Origin of the sequence: Kribbella sp. NBC_01510 (assembly GCF_045040325.1) — a bacterium.
GTDB lineage: Bacteria > Actinomycetota > Actinomycetes > Propionibacteriales > Kribbellaceae > Kribbella.
On record NZ_CP109418.1, the window covers coordinates 7,748,704 to 7,763,534 of the forward strand.

16 protein-coding genes are annotated in these 14,831 nt (G+C 69.6%); 5 read left to right on the plus strand and 11 right to left on the minus strand.

Annotated elements, in window-relative coordinates; all coding sequences use genetic code 11:
- Positions 1 to 66: 66 nt before the first annotated feature.
- Together OG558_RS37925 and OG558_RS37930 are read left to right on the plus strand one after the other, a co-directional pair.
- Positions 67 to 882, plus strand: coding sequence for a class I SAM-dependent methyltransferase (locus OG558_RS37925; RefSeq protein ID WP_405067324.1), 816 nt, complete (start codon positions 67 to 69; stop codon positions 880 to 882).
- A 53-nt stretch (positions 883 to 935) separates the two neighbouring features.
- On the plus strand, positions 936 to 2,711 hold the full coding sequence (locus tag OG558_RS37930; RefSeq protein WP_405067325.1) for a BTAD domain-containing putative transcriptional regulator: 1,776 nt from the start codon (positions 936 to 938) through the stop codon (positions 2,709 to 2,711).
- Here the strand turns inward: OG558_RS37930 and OG558_RS37935 are convergent.
- Positions 2,679 to 5,675 carry a sacsin N-terminal ATP-binding-like domain-containing protein gene (locus tag OG558_RS37935; RefSeq protein WP_405067326.1) on the minus strand — a complete coding sequence of 999 codons (2,997 nt, stop codon included), beginning with the start codon at positions 5,673 to 5,675 and terminating at the stop codon, positions 2,679 to 2,681. The genes OG558_RS37930 and OG558_RS37935 overlap by 33 nt on opposite strands.
- A 57-nt stretch (positions 5,676 to 5,732) precedes the next feature.
- On the opposite strand from OG558_RS37935, the gene OG558_RS37940 reads away from it, so the two are divergent.
- Positions 5,733 to 6,530 (plus strand): SGNH/GDSL hydrolase family protein, encoded by a 798-nt coding sequence (locus OG558_RS37940; protein WP_405067327.1) that lies wholly within the window; start codon positions 5,733 to 5,735, stop codon positions 6,528 to 6,530.
- Complete coding sequence (locus tag OG558_RS37945; protein WP_405067328.1) at positions 6,527 to 7,111, plus strand: GNAT family N-acetyltransferase; 585 nt, start codon at positions 6,527 to 6,529, stop codon at positions 7,109 to 7,111. The genes OG558_RS37940 and OG558_RS37945 overlap by 4 nt, the downstream gene beginning before the upstream one ends.
- A 1-nt stretch (position 7,112) precedes the next feature.
- Here the strand turns inward: OG558_RS37945 and OG558_RS37950 are convergent, their stop codons facing one another.
- The 3 genes from OG558_RS37950 to OG558_RS37960 all read right to left on the minus strand — a co-directional run bounded on the left by OG558_RS37950 (position 7,113) and on the right by OG558_RS37960 (position 8,808).
- Positions 7,113 to 7,907: a GNAT family N-acetyltransferase gene (locus OG558_RS37950; RefSeq protein WP_405067329.1), complete on the minus strand. Its 795-nt coding sequence runs from the start codon at positions 7,905 to 7,907 to the stop codon at positions 7,113 to 7,115.
- A gap of 142 nt (positions 7,908 to 8,049) precedes the next feature.
- Positions 8,050 to 8,232, minus strand: a complete 183-nt coding sequence (locus tag OG558_RS37955; protein ID WP_329476284.1) for a hypothetical protein — start codon at positions 8,230 to 8,232, stop codon at positions 8,050 to 8,052.
- Between the two features lie 78 nt (positions 8,233 to 8,310).
- On the minus strand, positions 8,311 to 8,808 hold the full coding sequence (locus tag OG558_RS37960) for a MarR family winged helix-turn-helix transcriptional regulator (protein WP_405067330.1): 498 nt from the start codon (positions 8,806 to 8,808) through the stop codon (positions 8,311 to 8,313).
- A 98-nt stretch (positions 8,809 to 8,906) separates the two neighbouring features.
- Here OG558_RS37960 and OG558_RS37965 point away from each other — a divergent pair, with 98 nt between their 5' ends.
- Positions 8,907 to 9,707, plus strand: a complete 801-nt coding sequence (locus OG558_RS37965) for a hypothetical protein (protein WP_405067331.1) — start codon at positions 8,907 to 8,909, stop codon at positions 9,705 to 9,707.
- Here OG558_RS37965 and OG558_RS37970 read toward each other — a convergent pair.
- Genes OG558_RS37970 through OG558_RS38000 form a run of 7 tightly spaced genes read right to left on the minus strand, consistent with a single transcriptional unit; the run spans position 9,679 to position 14,775 of the window.
- Positions 9,679 to 10,428 carry a YqjF family protein gene (locus OG558_RS37970; protein ID WP_405067332.1) on the minus strand — a complete coding sequence of 250 codons (750 nt, stop codon included), beginning with the start codon at positions 10,426 to 10,428 and terminating at the stop codon, positions 9,679 to 9,681. The genes OG558_RS37965 and OG558_RS37970 overlap by 29 nt on opposite strands.
- Before the next feature lie 40 nt (positions 10,429 to 10,468).
- Positions 10,469 to 10,789, minus strand: a complete 321-nt coding sequence (locus OG558_RS37975) for a hypothetical protein (protein WP_405067333.1) — start codon at positions 10,787 to 10,789, stop codon at positions 10,469 to 10,471.
- 24 nt (positions 10,790 to 10,813) lie between these two features.
- Positions 10,814 to 11,284 carry a RidA family protein gene (locus OG558_RS37980; protein ID WP_405067334.1) on the minus strand — a complete coding sequence of 157 codons (471 nt, stop codon included), beginning with the start codon at positions 11,282 to 11,284 and terminating at the stop codon, positions 10,814 to 10,816.
- A complete protein-coding gene (locus OG558_RS37985) occupies positions 11,281 to 12,024 on the minus strand; it encodes an aspartate/glutamate racemase family protein (RefSeq protein ID WP_405067335.1) in 744 nt (247 codons plus the stop codon). The genes OG558_RS37980 and OG558_RS37985 overlap by 4 nt, the downstream gene beginning before the upstream one ends.
- Positions 12,021 to 12,884, minus strand: a complete 864-nt coding sequence (locus OG558_RS37990) for a 2-keto-4-pentenoate hydratase (RefSeq protein ID WP_405067336.1) — start codon at positions 12,882 to 12,884, stop codon at positions 12,021 to 12,023. The genes OG558_RS37985 and OG558_RS37990 overlap by 4 nt, the downstream gene beginning before the upstream one ends.
- On the minus strand, positions 12,881 to 13,891 hold the full coding sequence (gene dmpG, locus OG558_RS37995) for a 4-hydroxy-2-oxovalerate aldolase (protein WP_405067337.1): 1,011 nt from the start codon (positions 13,889 to 13,891) through the stop codon (positions 12,881 to 12,883). Before dmpG ends, OG558_RS37990 begins: the two co-directional genes overlap by 4 nt.
- Complete coding sequence (locus OG558_RS38000; protein ID WP_405067338.1) at positions 13,888 to 14,775, minus strand: acetaldehyde dehydrogenase (acetylating); 888 nt, start codon at positions 14,773 to 14,775, stop codon at positions 13,888 to 13,890. The genes dmpG and OG558_RS38000 overlap by 4 nt, the downstream gene beginning before the upstream one ends.
- Between the last annotated feature and the right edge of the window lie 56 nt (positions 14,776 to 14,831).

Genomic DNA, 14,831 nt, shown 5'->3' on the forward strand with positions numbered 1-14,831 from the left:
TTTTGGCTGGGATCCAGATGGCCAGATCCGGCCACCGAAGTGGTAGTGACTTCCAGGGGGAAACAGATGACGAGTACGGCCGTGGACTTCGAGGCGATCAAGGACAAGCAGCGGGCCGGGTGGCAGACCGGCGACTACCCACGGGTGGGCAACACGTTGCAGATCATCGCCGAGCTCTTGGTCGAGGCCGCCGACGTCCGGGCCGGGCAGCGCGCCCTCGACGTCGCCTGTGGTCAGGGCAACGCGGCGCTGGCGGCGGCCCGGCGGTTCGCCGAGGCGACCGGTGTCGACTACGCGGCGAACCTGCTGGAGCAGGGCCGCGAACGGGCCGCGGCGGAGCACCTTCCGGTCACCTTCACCGAAGGCGACGCAGAGAAGCTGCCGGTCCCGGGTCAGGCGTTCGATCTCGCGCTGAGCACGGTCGGTGTGATGTTCGCGCCCGATCACCAGCGCGCGGCGGACGAGCTCGTCCGGGTCGTCAAGCCGGGCGGCAAGATCGCACTGGCGAGCTGGACGCCGGCCGGGATGATCGGTCAGCTGTTCAAGGTGGTGTCCAAGTGGGCGCCGCCGCCGGCCGGGGTGCAGTCGCCGACGCTGTGGGGCACCGAGGACCATTTGGCCGAACTGTTCGGTGATCGGGTCGAGTGGACGGCGCTGACCAAGCGTGAGTACGTGTTCCGCTACCACTCGCCGGAGCACTTCGCGATGTGGTTCATGGACTTCTACGGACCGATCACCCGCCTGGCCGGGTCGCTGGACGGCGAGGACTATCGCCACTTCGCCACGGATCTCGCCGACGTACCGCGAGCATTCGACTACGCAGACGACGGTACGGTCGCGGCGCGCGCGGAGTACCTGGAGGCGGTCGGCGTCCGACGCTGACACGGGTGACGCACCGGGCGACACTGGAGGTCTCACGGGAGGGGATGAGATCTGTGCCGCTGATCCGATTGCTCGGACCGCCGGTGATCGAGAAGCCGGGACGTCAGCCGCGGGGGAAGAAGGCTTGGGGGCTGCTCGGGTATGTGTTGCTGGCCGAGCGGCCCCCCAGCCGCCGCCGGCTCGCCGAGCTGTTCTTCGCGGATGCCGAGGACCCGCTCGGCGCACTCCGCTGGACCCTGGCCGAGCTCCGCCGGGCGATCGGCGTACCGGAGGTGCTGACCGGCGATCCGGTGTCCGCCGGGCTCGACGCCACGACGGTGGATGTCCTGCAGTTGGACGACTTGTTGCTGATGTCGAGCGGCGAACTGCTGGAGGGTGTGGAGCTCGAGTCATGTCCCGAGTTCGAGTCGTGGCTGCTGGTCGAGCGTCGCCGGGTCGCCGGCGCCATCGAGGCGCGGCTGCGGCAGCACGCGATCGCCTTGCTGGCAAGTGGACAGGCTGCCGACGCGATCCCGTTCGCGGCCAAGGCGGTTGCCGCCCATCCGCTCGAGCAGGGCAATCACGAACTGCTCGTCCGCAGCCTGGCGCAGTCGGGCGACGAGGCCGGCGCGCTGCGCCAGATCACGTTGTGTGAGGACCTGTTCCGGAACGAGCTGGGAGTCGAGGTGACCGAATCCTTGCGCGGAGCCGCCCTGATCGGGACCCAGCAGGGGCCTCCGCTCAGCAGCCGCGCGGCGGCCGTGAGCCAGCTCCAGGCCGGACGTGCCGCATTGGTGGCCGGTGCCGTGGATGCCGGCATCCTTTGCCTACGGCAAGCAGCTGCATCGGCCGTGCGGTGCAACGACAAGACGCTGCAAGCCCGTGCGCTCGCAGCTCTCGGCGGCGCGCTCGTGCACGCGATCCGCGGCCACGACGAGGAGGGTGCGATCATCCTGAACGAAGCGCTCCTCGTCGCCGATCAGGCCGGCGAGCGAGCGACCGCGGTGCTTGCAATGCGCGAACTGGGATTCATCGAGGTGCAGGCCGGACGGCGTGGTACCGCCGACGAGTGGCTGGGCAAGGCACAGGCGGTGGCCGAGACCGACGACGAGCGGGCCGCGATCCTCGGCGTCCGCGGCATGAACTCCTCCGACCGGTCCGACTATGCGCTCGCGTTCGAGCAACTGCACGCATCGGTCGAGCTCGCCGCCCGCTGTGGCGATCGCCGCCAGCAGGCGTGGTCGTTGTCACTCGTCGGGCGCGCACATCTGCTGCGTTCGGAGTACAGCGAGGCAGGGGCTGCACTGGCCGAGACGCTGGACCTGGTCCGGCAGGAACGCTGGATCGCCTTCCAGCCTTGGCCGCAAGCGCTCGCCGCCGAGCTCGACCTGTACGCCGGGAAGCTCGACACGGCCACGGACGGTTTCGAGGAGGCCTGGGCCTTGAGCTGCCAACTCGGCGACCCTTGCTGGGAAGGCATGGCCGGCCGGGGTCTCGCCCTGCTGAACGCCCGGCGAGGCGACTACTCGGCCGCGACGAAGTGGCTCGACGTGGCCCTGACCCGGGCCAGCACCGAGCCGGACCGCTACCAATGGGTCCACGCACACGTGCTGGACGCCGCGATCACGGCTGCCCTGGATCGATCCGAGACCGAACGCGCGCTGACCTTGACCACCAGACTCTCCGCCCTGGCTGCTCGGTGCGACCTGCGCGAACTCCTGGTCCACGCTCAACTCCACCTCGGCCGCCTGGGCGACCCCCGAGCCGCAGCCTCGGCCCAGTCGCTCAGCACCTCGATCGACAACCCCGCGCTGCGGTCAGTCGTAGGCGGCGTCGATCAGGAGCTCTGAACTGCGGTCCGGTTCGTTGAGCACGGCGCGGATCACATGGCGCTGATCCCAGCGGCCGCTCGCCCACGCCAGCGCTTTCGCGAGGCCGTCGAACGTCGCCGCGTGCGGTGCGCCGCCGGCGTCGACCCACCACGACACCTCGACGCCATCGACGGTGAGCTCCTCGTGCTCCCACCACGTCGGCGGGACCCCGGGGACCAGCTCGCGGACGATCGCCGGCACGTCGGCCGCCGTACCCGGACCATCGATCTTGCCCTCGGCAACTTCCTGCGCCATCGGTACGTCGAACAGGTCGCTCAAACCGTCCGCCGCGGCACCCGACGCCACCACGAAACCGCCCAGATCCGCACGCTGCAACCACATCGGGCCGTCGACGACGACCGCGCGACCGGCATCGGTGACCCGGGTCAGGCCGTCGTCCGCGAGGACCCGGACGTGGTCCGGCGCGTCGCCCGGAAACAGCGACAGCGTGCCGAGGTGACGCCAGAGCCGCAGCAGATCGACCTCCTCCACCTCTCGGTCGGGGTCCGCCAGCCGTTCCAGCAACAGGCTGAGGCCGTCGGCGTCGAGGTCCCCGACCTCGCGGACCAGACCGACCGCCGTACGCACCTCGGGGTCGAGGCCGGCCGTCCACTCGGGCGCGTCGTCCAGGAAGGTCGCCAGCACGGGCTCGGCGTCCGGATCGGCGCGCCCGGCCAAGGGTTCGCCGTCGTCCAGCAGCACGCGGTCGCGGATCCACCAGGCCGCGTACGACGGTACGCCGAGGGGACGGTCGTCCGGCCCGACGACGCGGACCTGGGTGACCAGGGCGCGCCGGAGTTCCGGTGACGATCCGAGCAGTTCGAGGACGCGCGGCCAGGCGTCGCCGGTGATCCAGTCGAGGTCGCGGATCGCCAGGAGTTCTCCGACGGTTGCGCCGTACCGCGATCCGTCGGGCGCCACGTCGTACGCCCAGTCCTCGATGCCGTCGAGGTCTTTGAGTGCCTCGGGCAACTGATCGAGGGCGACGTCCGAGGACGTCACCAGGCCGAGGGTCGCGAGTACGCCGACCGCCTCCAGCGCGGGCTGTCCGTAGCGGTCCAGCACCTCGCGGGCGACCGGCGCGACCTCCTCGTCGTCGAGCACCGCCTCGGCCTCGGATCCGGGGACGACGAGCGCGTTCGCGGGGACGTGGTCGCCGTCGGCGTCGCGGAGGACCAGGTCGGAGAGCCACCACAGCCCGTCGGCTTGGGACGGGTCGGCCGCGACCAGGCTGAGGACGGCGTGCGCGATGGCGTCGGGATCGTCGGCCTCGATCGAGTGCTCGACCGCCGTGCGTACGGCGCTGTCCTCGAGCAACGTCCGTGGTGTCGCCGGGAGCGCGCCCAGTCGCTCGAGCGCCGGGTCGACGGCCTCCGGGTGCACGACGCGGACGCCGTACTCCCCGAAGGCGGCCAGGTTGTCGGTCGGGATCTCCGGGCGTGGGAGCAGCAGACCGCGGGCGCCCCGGACGAGCCTTCCGTCGGCGAGCGGGACGGGCAGGGTGCCGAGAGACTCACGCAGCAAGGCATCCGTCACCATGCCGGCCAGCGAGCCGTAGAGGTTCCGCCACCACTCGGGTGGCTCGTCGGCCGCCACTCCCCCGAGCTGATCCACCACCTCCGCCAGCTCGAACCGCCGTACTTGGAGCGCATCCAACGCCAGGCGGTCCTGTCGTGGCGACCGGATCAACCCGCGCACGATCGGTGCAAGCACCCGGTTGAACGCGTCGTCCGCGCCTTCCACCACCACGGCATCTCGCGGCCTGAGCAAGACGCCGTCCTCAACCGCCCGCACCATCGGGGTGCCGGGCAGCACCTTGCCGATCTCGTCCCTCAATGCACCATCAAGAGCACCCGCCGCCAGCCCGGTCGGCACCAGATGCAGCACGTCACCCCCGGCCCCAGCCCGCTCTCGCACCAACTCGCCGTACGCCTTGGCCGCCTCCCACACCAGCCGATCCGCCAACGGCCCCTTGGCCACATGCCGCCGCGTCGGATCCAACGGAAAACTGGCCGACAGCAACGCAGGCAGCGACAACGGCTCGTCCGTAGGCGTAGGGGCCTGGACAACCCCTGGCAACTCCACACCGCCGCCCGACGATTCTCCCACCGCGACCTCGTGGCGTGGAAGGGCCCACAGGACCGACCAGTTGGGGCGGGAGCGTTCTTCTACGGGGCGGTCGGCGAGGAGCGTTTCGCGTTCTAGGTCGTCGAAGACTCCGGCGGCGCGGTGGATCCACCAGCGGGACTCGGCGTCCTGCAGGACCCGGCGTCCCTCGTCGGTCTCGATCTCGATGCGTTCGAGACCGGGTAGTGCGAGCAACAGCGCGTCTCCGGCCTCAGCCAGCAGTCGACGGACGAGTGCGGCGGCGGCCTCGTCGCGGAGGGGCAGGATGACCGCGGTGTCGTAGCCCTCGGGTGGTTCGCCCTCGGCCTCGAACGGGAGCCGCAATACCGGCACCTGCCCGTCCCGCCGGCGTACTTCGGTGTCTAGGCCGGCCGACCCGAGCCCGGCGATCGCGGCCGCCGTGTCCGCCTTGGAGAACCGCACCCCACCGGTCCGCGACAGGATCACCGGCTCATCCGTCACCGCGAGTACGGCCGAGAACCCCACCCCGAAACGCCCGACCGTCGGCTCGTCTCGCTTCGCCGACGCACGCAGCGTCGCAAGTGACTCGACTCCCTCGGCCGACAGCGGCGTACCGGTGTTGGCAACCACCAGCGTGCTGCCGCGGAACTCGTACAGCACCCGGCCCGGCACCCCCGCCCGCGCGGCCGCATCCGCGGCGTTCTGCGCGAGCTCGATCACGAGCCGGTCGACGTACCCACCGAGCGCCAGATCCTCCTCGGCGTTCGCGTCCTCCCGGAACCGCACCGGCGCCGCCGACCACCCGGCCAGCACCCGCTCGCGAATCCCCGCCGTACCGAACACGTCGTCGCTCACCGGTGCAGTATGCCCCAACGCCGCGAGCCGGCCCGCCGACCCGGTTATCGTGGTCCGGTGATCTCTCCCGGCAGCCGGTACGTCGCCCTCGGAAGTTCGTTCGCCTCCGGTCCGGGGATCGACCCGGTCGTGTCTGCGCCGGCGGGCCGATCGGGCAACAACTACGCGCACCTGGTCGCGGCGGAGCTCGGGCTGGAGCTGACCGACGTCACCTACTCCGGTGCGACCACCGCGCACCTCCTCGACACCCGGCAGGACGAGTCCGCCCCGCAGCTCGACGCCGTCACCCCGGAGACGGCCCTCGTCACGATCACTGTCGGCGGCAACGATCTCGACTACGTCGGGACGTTCATCCGCGGCAGCTACCTCAACCTGCTGGCCAAGCCGGCCACCGTCTTCGGCCGGCGCGTCGCGAACCGGATCCGGGCGCGGGTCAGCTACCTCAAGGACGACGCGGCCTACCAGGCCGTCACGGATTCCCTCGTCGCCGTGGTCGAGCGCGTCCGGGAGCGTGCGCCGGACGCCCAGGTCGTGCTCGTCGACTATCTCACCCTCGTCGGGCCGAGCACCCGTCCGCGTCGCGACGTACCACTGAACGAGGAACAACTGCCGAGCGTCGCCCTGATGGCCGACGGCCTGGCGGCGGCGTTCGCGAAGGCTGCGGCCAGCACGGGCGCCGAGCTGATCACGGCCTCGGCCGCGAGCCGCGACCACGGCATCGGCTCCCCCGAGCCGTGGACGACCGGGTTCAGTCGGGGCCTGCTCGGCCGCCTCCGCGGCTTCGTCCCGTACCACCCGAACGCGACCGGCATGCGCGCCGTCGCCGACCTGATCGTGCACACGCTCCGATCATGACCGAAAGGGTGCGTCAGGCAACGACCTCCGACATCGACGCGGCGGTCCGGACCCTGACGCAGGCGTTCGAGGACTACCCGATGACCCGGGCCGGGCTCGACCCCGACGACTACCTCACCCGGCTCTCGCAGTACAACCGCCACTTCCTCACCGGCATCGGCATCCCGCACGGCCGGGTCTGGGTCACCGACGACGTCAGCGCCGTCGCCATCTGGACGACGCCCGCCACTCCCCCGGATGCCTTGGCCCAGCTCGCCGACGCCTTCAACGAACTCGCCGGATCACGCGCGGCCGTCGCCGCGGAGTACGGCCAGGCGATGGGCATCTTCCGACCGCGCACTCCGCTGTGGCTCCTCGCCATCCTCGGCGTCGCCCCCGACCGGCAGCACCAGGGCCTGGGCCGAGCGGTCGTCGCGCCCGGCCTGGCCGCCGCGGACCGCGAGCATTTACCGGCGTACCTCGAGACCCAGGACCCCGCGAACCTCTCGTTCTACGAGTCTATGGGCTTCACCACGATCGCCGAACTGGAACTCCCCCACAACGGCCCGATGCACTACGCCCTTTACCGCCCACCCAACTGACTCACGGGGTGTAGACGTACGGCGTGGTGGTGGTGACCGCGAGGAAGCCGAGGCGCTGCAGGATCGGGGAACTGTCGTCGGACGCGTCCACGTGGAGGTATTTGTAGCCGAGCTCGACCGCGCGGGCGGCGCGGACCGCGACGAGGGCTTTGTAGATGCCCTTGCCACGCCACTCCGCGAGCGTCGAGCCGCCCCACAGACCGGTGAACTCGGTGCCCTTCTTGTAAACCGCCCACGCTGCGGAGACGACCTCGCCGTCCGCCTCGGCTACGTAGATGTCGGTCAGCCCGGTCGCGTGACGGCGAACCAGATCGTCGGTGAGCCAGGACCAGTCGTCGTTCCAGACGGTCGACTCCATCGCCGCGATGCGCTCGAAGTCGGCGCGGTCGTTCACGAGGCCGATGGTGATGCCGTCGACGGACGTGCGTCCGCGCAGCCGCTCGACGATGTCCGCGCTCTCCACGACCAGGACGGTCTCCTGCTCCTCAGGCTCGAACCCGGCCGCGCGCAGCCGCTCCGGCAGATCCGCCGGCAGGTCGTGACCGCGCAGCTTCCATTCGACCGACTGGCCCATGGCCGCGAAGTAGTCCCGCTGGCGGGCGATCAGCGCGTCGACCTCAGCGCCGTCGAGCCCCTCCAGCGATCGGTAGCTGACGAACCCACGGTTCGGGTACTCGACCCGGATCACCGGGCCGTCCATGCTCGTCGGCACGTCCGCGCTCTCGCTCGTCCCACGCAGCTGGTCGTCGTACACCGCCAGCAACTGCCGGGCCTGCTCACTCTTCGCATCGGTCACGAGAGGACTCTTCCACGACTCCCCGGAATCCGCCCTGTATTTCACCCTGCTGAAATGCCAGCCCGTCACCGCGTGGCTGTCCTCGCCACTCCTTGCAGCCGAGCCCCACCATCCGTGACCACCGGCCTCCCGCCGCTGCGGCTCACCGCGTGGCGATCCTCGCCACCCCGTGCAACCGGCTCCGCCACCATCCGTGCGTACGCTCCGGCTGCGGACGCTCCTCACCCCGCCGGCCGCGCCCGACCCGCTCACTCAGCCCGCGCTTGTTCTTCGGCTTCTGGTTCGCGAAGTGACTCAGCGACACCATCAGGTTCAGCGGTTCCATCAGTCCGTCCTCCGATTCTCTGGTCCGTACAACCAGAGGTCGGAGCCGCGGACGCGATCTTGACATCCCGTGCGTGAATCAGCCGTCGGATTTCTCGGTCGCCATGAGTAGCCGGCGGAGGAGCGCCTCGAGGCGGATGCGGTCGCTGGAGGACACGCTGTGGATCAGGTCCTGTTCGACGTGCTGGATCTGGCCGATGCCGCGCTCCCAGATCTCGTGGCCGGACGGGGTGAGCGTGGCGACCACCTTGCGGCGGTCGTCACGGTCGTGCGAGCGCTCGACATAGCCGCGGCGTTCGAGTGCGTCCAGGCGGTTGGTGAGCGCCGCCGCCGACATCCCCAGCTGCTTGGCGAGCTCGCCCGGGGTCGCCTGGTACGGCGAACCGCCGCGGCGGAGCATGTGGAGCGTCTTGAACTCCCACCACTGCATCCCGAACTCCGCCAGCACCGCGTCCCGATGCCGATCCAGGTAGCGCGCCAGCGCCTGCAGCCGGACCGCGATGCCCTCGACCCGGCGATCGAGCTCCGGCCACTCCGCAGACCAGAGGTCGACATGGTCATCCACCCAATCCTTCACCCGTCTAACTTTTCATCCGCTGAAGGTTAGTTGTCAAATATTTCGACGTCGAAATACCCTGCTGCTCCAGCCTCCAGCTCATCGTGAGGAGCACCCCCATGACCCACCTCGCCGCCACCGCCGTCGTCACCGCCGCCGCCCACCTCATGCGCGCCGGCCAATGGACTGCCGCCACCGAACTCCTCCGCGCCAGCCAAGCCGAGAACCCCGCCGAGCACCAAGCCCTTGCATTGGCCCGCGCCGAGGTCGCCGTCGACCAAGACTTCGCCCAACAGACAACCCATGCCCCCACGGCGCTCACCGCCATCACCCAACTGATCGGCGAGTCGACCGATGCAACAGTCACCTGGCACGTCGAGATGCTGCGATTGCGCAAGGACTACGGCACAGCCCTGGTCCAGTCGGGCGATCTGAGCTTCGGCCCAGAGGGGCGTGACGAGGCTACGTCGGCCGCTCTCGCCAGCCGCGCGGAACGGCTCGGCGAGAACGCTCCCGGTGACGCTCGACGCGGTGCGGTGAGTTTCTACGCCGGCCTGATCGCCGACAATCTCCGGGGCCGCAGCGACGAGGCGTTCGTCCACTTCACTGCCGCGCTGGAGCTCGGTGAGAAGAGCGGCGATGAGCTGCTCGCCTCGCTCGCGCTGCGGCATCTCGGGGATCACGCTCATACTGCCGGGGATCTCGTGCTTGCGCGGGAGCAGTGGGAGCGGTCGACGGAGCTCCGGCAGAAGGTCGGGCATCTACTGGGTGCGCTGGCTCAGCAGGCTCTGCTCGCCGTGCTGCTTCGGGATGAAGGGGACCTCGCCGGATCCCGGGCGCTCGCGACCGAGGTCAACCGCTGGGCCCGGCAGGTCGAACTCCCGTTCCTCGTCAGCCAGACGGACGCCCTGCTGAAGTAGCCCTCGGCGGCAGGCCGAACTCGGCAGGTACGCCGGGGCTGAAGGCGACGTGATCGGGAGGTCGGCCCGGCGCGGTCAGGCCGACCGAGGTCAGGACGTCGTCGGCATCCAGCGCAACAAGCTCGGCGGTGTGGAGGATCCAGGGTGGGTGGTGGTTGGGGAGGTACCAGGTGCGGCCGGCGCGGTGGGTGTGAAGGGCCCAGCGGGCGGTGAGGAAGTGTTCGAGCGGCCCGAGTTCCAGGCGAGCGCCGACCTCGACGTCGATGGTCGCGCTCGCCTGAACGCCGGGCCAGCGGAGAGTCGATGTGTAGGTGTGGTGGTTGCCGTCGCGGATGTGCGTCATCCGAGCCCAGCGGTATGGCAGGCCGAAGACGGTACGGGCCGCGGTGACGACAGCCAGGCGGTTCGCGTCGAGGCTGAGGAAGACGACACCACGCCGGCCGGCCTCGTCGACGGAGTACAGGCGCACGTTCGTCTCCAGGAACGTGCCCACATACGGTACGGCGGGTCCGTGCGGCAACCCGGTGTCGACCATCCGGAACGGAACGAGGCCGACGTACGTGCGTCCCTCGAAGGTGTCGGGACGGGTGCCCGCCGGGAAGAACTGCGCGACGTCAGCCGGTTCGACGGCCCAGTGCAGGAACGTCAGATCGAGCCACCGCTGCCGCAGGATCCGCGGCCGGCGCAGCTCCGGCGCCGCCGGCCAGATCGCGTCGGCCATCAGTCAGCAGACCGCAGGTCCCTACGCCGCCGGCACGCCATCAGTCGGCGGTCGGGCGGACCTCGCACGTCGGGCGCCCGTCGTTCAGCGCGCAGACGATGTACGGCGTAGCACCGTCGTCGGCCGGTCGCCACGGCATCACGGCGTCACCGCTCAGCAACGTGTCGAGTGTCTGCAGCTCCGGATCACGCTGCTCGGCGTGATGCCGATACCCGGCCGCGCCGAGCGCCAGCGCGATCGCCATCCCGAGGAGGTTCACCTCGGTCGGCTCCTCCGGCGTGACCGAACCTTCCGCGGGCTCCAGCTTGATGCCGTGATCCGGGACCTCGACGATCCGCGCGACGTACTTGCCAGCAGTCATGCCACCGAGCGTAGCCCCCAGTGGTCAGCGGGCGTCGTCCAGTGTGAGGATCAGTTCCACCTCAACAGGGGCGTCCAGCGGGAGTGACACCACACCGACTGCGGTGCGAACGGGCAGGCCTGCGTCCGGGAACGCGGCCGCGATGACTCGTGATGCGCCGTCGGCAACCGATACATAGTCGGTGAAGGCCGGCGTACCGGCGACGAAGACACGCAGTGAGACACAGCCGCGGGTTTCGGCGAGGTCGATCACCTCGGCCGCCGCCGCGAGGGCGTTCAGAGCGGCCGCCTGTGCGCACAACGCTGCGATGTCGGGCTCGACCTCCTGGCCGACCTTGCCTTGGGCAAGCAGTTGCCCATCGGTCAGCGGGACCTGTCCAGAGGTGAACAGCAGGCCCCTGTCGAGGGTGGCGGACCGATAAGCCCCAGCCGGCCCGGGTGGGTGCGGGGGCAGCTCGAGACCAGCTCTGGCGAGGTGGTCCTGTGGTCGGTTCACCCGAACGCGCCCCCGCTCCACACCGGAAGCGGGCGGCGCCCGAGCGCCACCTCGGCGGCCGCGCGGCCGAGGAGGCGGGTCGAGTCCAGGACGGGGATCGGGGAGGTGGAGGAGTCGATGGCCAGGGGGATCTCCGTGCACACAGCGGCAACCGCGTCGCAGCCTTCCTCCGCCTGCATCCGCTCGGCGATGCCGTGGAAGGTACTCCGCACGCTCTCCGGCACCCGCCCGTAGACGAGCTCGGTGAAGATCGCGTCGTGGATACGTTCGCGTTCGGCCTCCGCCGGGATCACCGCTGTGATGCCACGCTTGGCCAGTTCGCGCGGATAGAGGGGACCATTCATCGTGAAGCGCGTACCCAGGATGGCGACTCGCTGGTAGCTGGCAACCTGGGCGGCGTCGGCGACGACGTCGACGATGTGCAAGCCCGGAAGCGGAAACTCCGGCCCGGCGGCCTCGAGCGCCAGGTGCGCGGTGTTGTCGGGGCAGACGAAGAACTCCGCGTCGGCCTTCGCGAGTCTCTCGGCGCTGGTGCGGAGAACGGCCCGCACCGTTGCGAGATCGCCCGCCTCCCAGGCCGGCATCACTCGTTCGAAGGAGATGCAGTCCATGGTGATGTCAGGATGCTGGGGCTGCCCGAGCTTCGCGCTGTGGCGGGCGACCTCGGTCCAGCACAACGCCGCGCCTTCGATCGTGTGGCCGAGAACGCCGACGTGGGAGGCGGTGGTTGGCACGCTCATGATCCGGAGCCCTTCCTCGCTTCTGCGTCGAACGAGATGTCGTGAGTTGGTGTTGCGGCGGAACAGGTCACCGGGAGTCGCACAGTACCCAACTGCCCGAAGTTCGCGGTGATCGAATCACCGACGTCGACGCGAACAGCCCGCGTCATCGCGCCGGACAGGATGAGATGGCCGGCCCCGAGCCGGACGCCTCGGCGCCCCAGCTCATTGGCGAGCCAGGCAACGGCCTCGGCGGGATTGCCGAGAACGTCGCGCCCGGTACCGCTGGCACGCTCGACCCCGTTGACCAGGAGGGTGCAGGTGACATCGGTGAGCGTGATGCTGCCCGGGGAGTGCCGGCTCGCACCGAGGTAGACGCCGCCCGAGGAGGCGTTGTCCGCGACGGTGTCGACGATGGTCAGTTCCCAGTTGCTGATCCGGGAGTCGACGACTTCGACGAGCGGTACGACGTACGCCGTGGCGGCGAGGACATCATCGGCGGTGACGCCCGTACTGGGCAGGTCAGCGGCGAGGACGAAGCCGAGCTCTGGCTCCACCAAGGGTGCGACGTATCCAGCCCGGTCCAGCTCCGTCGACGGCCGATGGATCGAACTGGCCATCACGTGCCCGAAGTCCGGCTCGTGGACTCCCATCTGCTGCTGCATCGCTTCGGCCACCAGGCCGATCTTGAATCCGGCGATCGTGTCGCCGTCGAGGAGCCATTGATCGACCTGGTGAGACTGGATGGAGTAGGCGTCGTCGATGTCGAGCGCCGGGTGCGTTCTGGAGATCGGCGGCATCGGCAGGCGTCCTCGCCGGGCCGTCAGTAGCTCCTGGGCGATCTGACTCGCCGCCTGGTGATCGCGCGATGCCACTGTCATCGGGAGGCCTCGCGCTGCCCGGCCAACTCGGCCGCGACGTCGATGATCATGTCCTCTTGACCGCCGATGATGTTGCGTCGGCCCAGCTCCAGCAGAATGTCACGCACGGGTGTGCCGAACTTGGCGGCGGCACGTTTCGTCGGGTGGAAGAAGGTGGAGTAGACACCGGCGTAGCCGATGAGGAGCGCGGCCTCGTCGATGATCTGGGGAGCCTTCATGCAGGCCGCGACCACCTGCTCGGCGAGCTCGGCGAGGGCGAAGGCATCGACGTCCAGCTGGAAGCCCGACCGGGTGAGCGCTACCGCCAGCACCTCCGTCTGCGCGTTCCCCGCGCTGGCACCGAGCCCGCGCAGCGAGCCGTCGATGTAGGTCGCTCCGTTCTCAGCGGCAGCGAGCGAGTTGCCGATCGCGAGACCGAGATTGTTGTGAGCGTGAAAGCCCACTGGGATGTCGACAGCGCCGCGCAGGGCCGCAACGCGTGCCGCTGCCTGAGTGGGGACCATGGCTCCGGCCGAGTCAACAACGTACACGACCTGCGCGCCGTAGCTCTCGAGCTTGGATGCCTGCTGCGCAAGCTCAGCCGGCTCGATCTTGTGACTCATCATCAGGAAGCACATGGCGGTGAGACCATCCTGGCGGGCCCGTCGCACGGCCTGCTCCGCGCAATCGGCCTCGGTGCAGTGGACCGCCACCCGCAGAGTGGTGGCTCCGGCCAGCTCGATGTCGTCGAGGTCGGCAAAGGTCGAGATGCCAGGGACGTAGAGGGCGGCGATCGACGCTCCGGGAGCCGCTTTGACAGCGGCTTCGACGTACTCCTTGTCAGTGGCGGCAGCACGACCGTACTGCAGTGACGAACCGCCGATGCCGACACCGTGGGCGACCTCGATGGTCCGGACGCCGGCCCGTGCGAGGCCACCGGCGATCGCCGCGACCTGGTCTGTGGTGAACTGGTGCGAGACGCTGCTCATGCCGTCGCGCAGGCTCGTGTCCACGAGGTTCAAGGTCATCCCAGGGTCTCCGTCCGCGCGGATCGGGTGAGGGCGATTCCGTCCGCGACCGCGACAGCCGCGGCGGTGATGATGTCCAGGTTTCCGGCATAACGAGGCAGATAGTCGCCGGCACCCTCGACGTTGACCATGCACGTGACGACGTCGCGGTCGACGTCGAGCAGTTGCAGTTCATAACCGGGGACGTACGTCGCCACCGAAGCGACCATCGCCGTCACGGCGGCCTCGATCGCGGATTCGTCCGCGTCGGTCACGGAGGCGTAGACGGTGGCCCGCATCGTCATCGCGGGCTCCGCCGGGTTGATGACCGAGATCGCCTTCGCACGCGGAATGCCGACCACGGACCGCAGGGCGTCCGCCGTCTTGAGGCAGAACTCGCTGAGGTTCTGCCGGGTGCCGGGTCCGGCCGACGCGGAGGCGATCGAGGCGACGATCTCGCCGTACGTCACGTTCGCCGCGGACTTGATCGCGGCGAGCATGGGGATGGTCGCCTGCCCGGCGCAACTCACGAGATTCACGTTCGGGGCCTCGAGGTGATCGTCGAGGTTGACGGCCGGGATCACGGCGGGCCCGACACCGGCCGGCGTCAGGTCGATCGCCGTGATACCGGCCGCGGCATAGCGAGGCGCATTCGCCGCGTGAACGGCGGCCGAGGTCGCCTCGAACACGATGTCGGGCAGTTCGGACCGGCCGAGCAGCCAATTCACGCCCTCCGCGGTCGTTTCCAGCCCGGCATCGCGGGCGCGGGCCAGACCGGCGCTCTCGGGATCGATTCCCACCATCCATCGAGGTTCGATCTGTCGCGAGCGCAGCAGCTTGAACATCAGGTCCGTACCGATGTTTCCCGAGCCGACGATCGCGGCGGTCAAGGTCTTCGTAGTCACCGTATGTCGCTTCCCTCCGGCGTGTCGGTGGTCGTTACGAGGATGCGGGGCCGCGG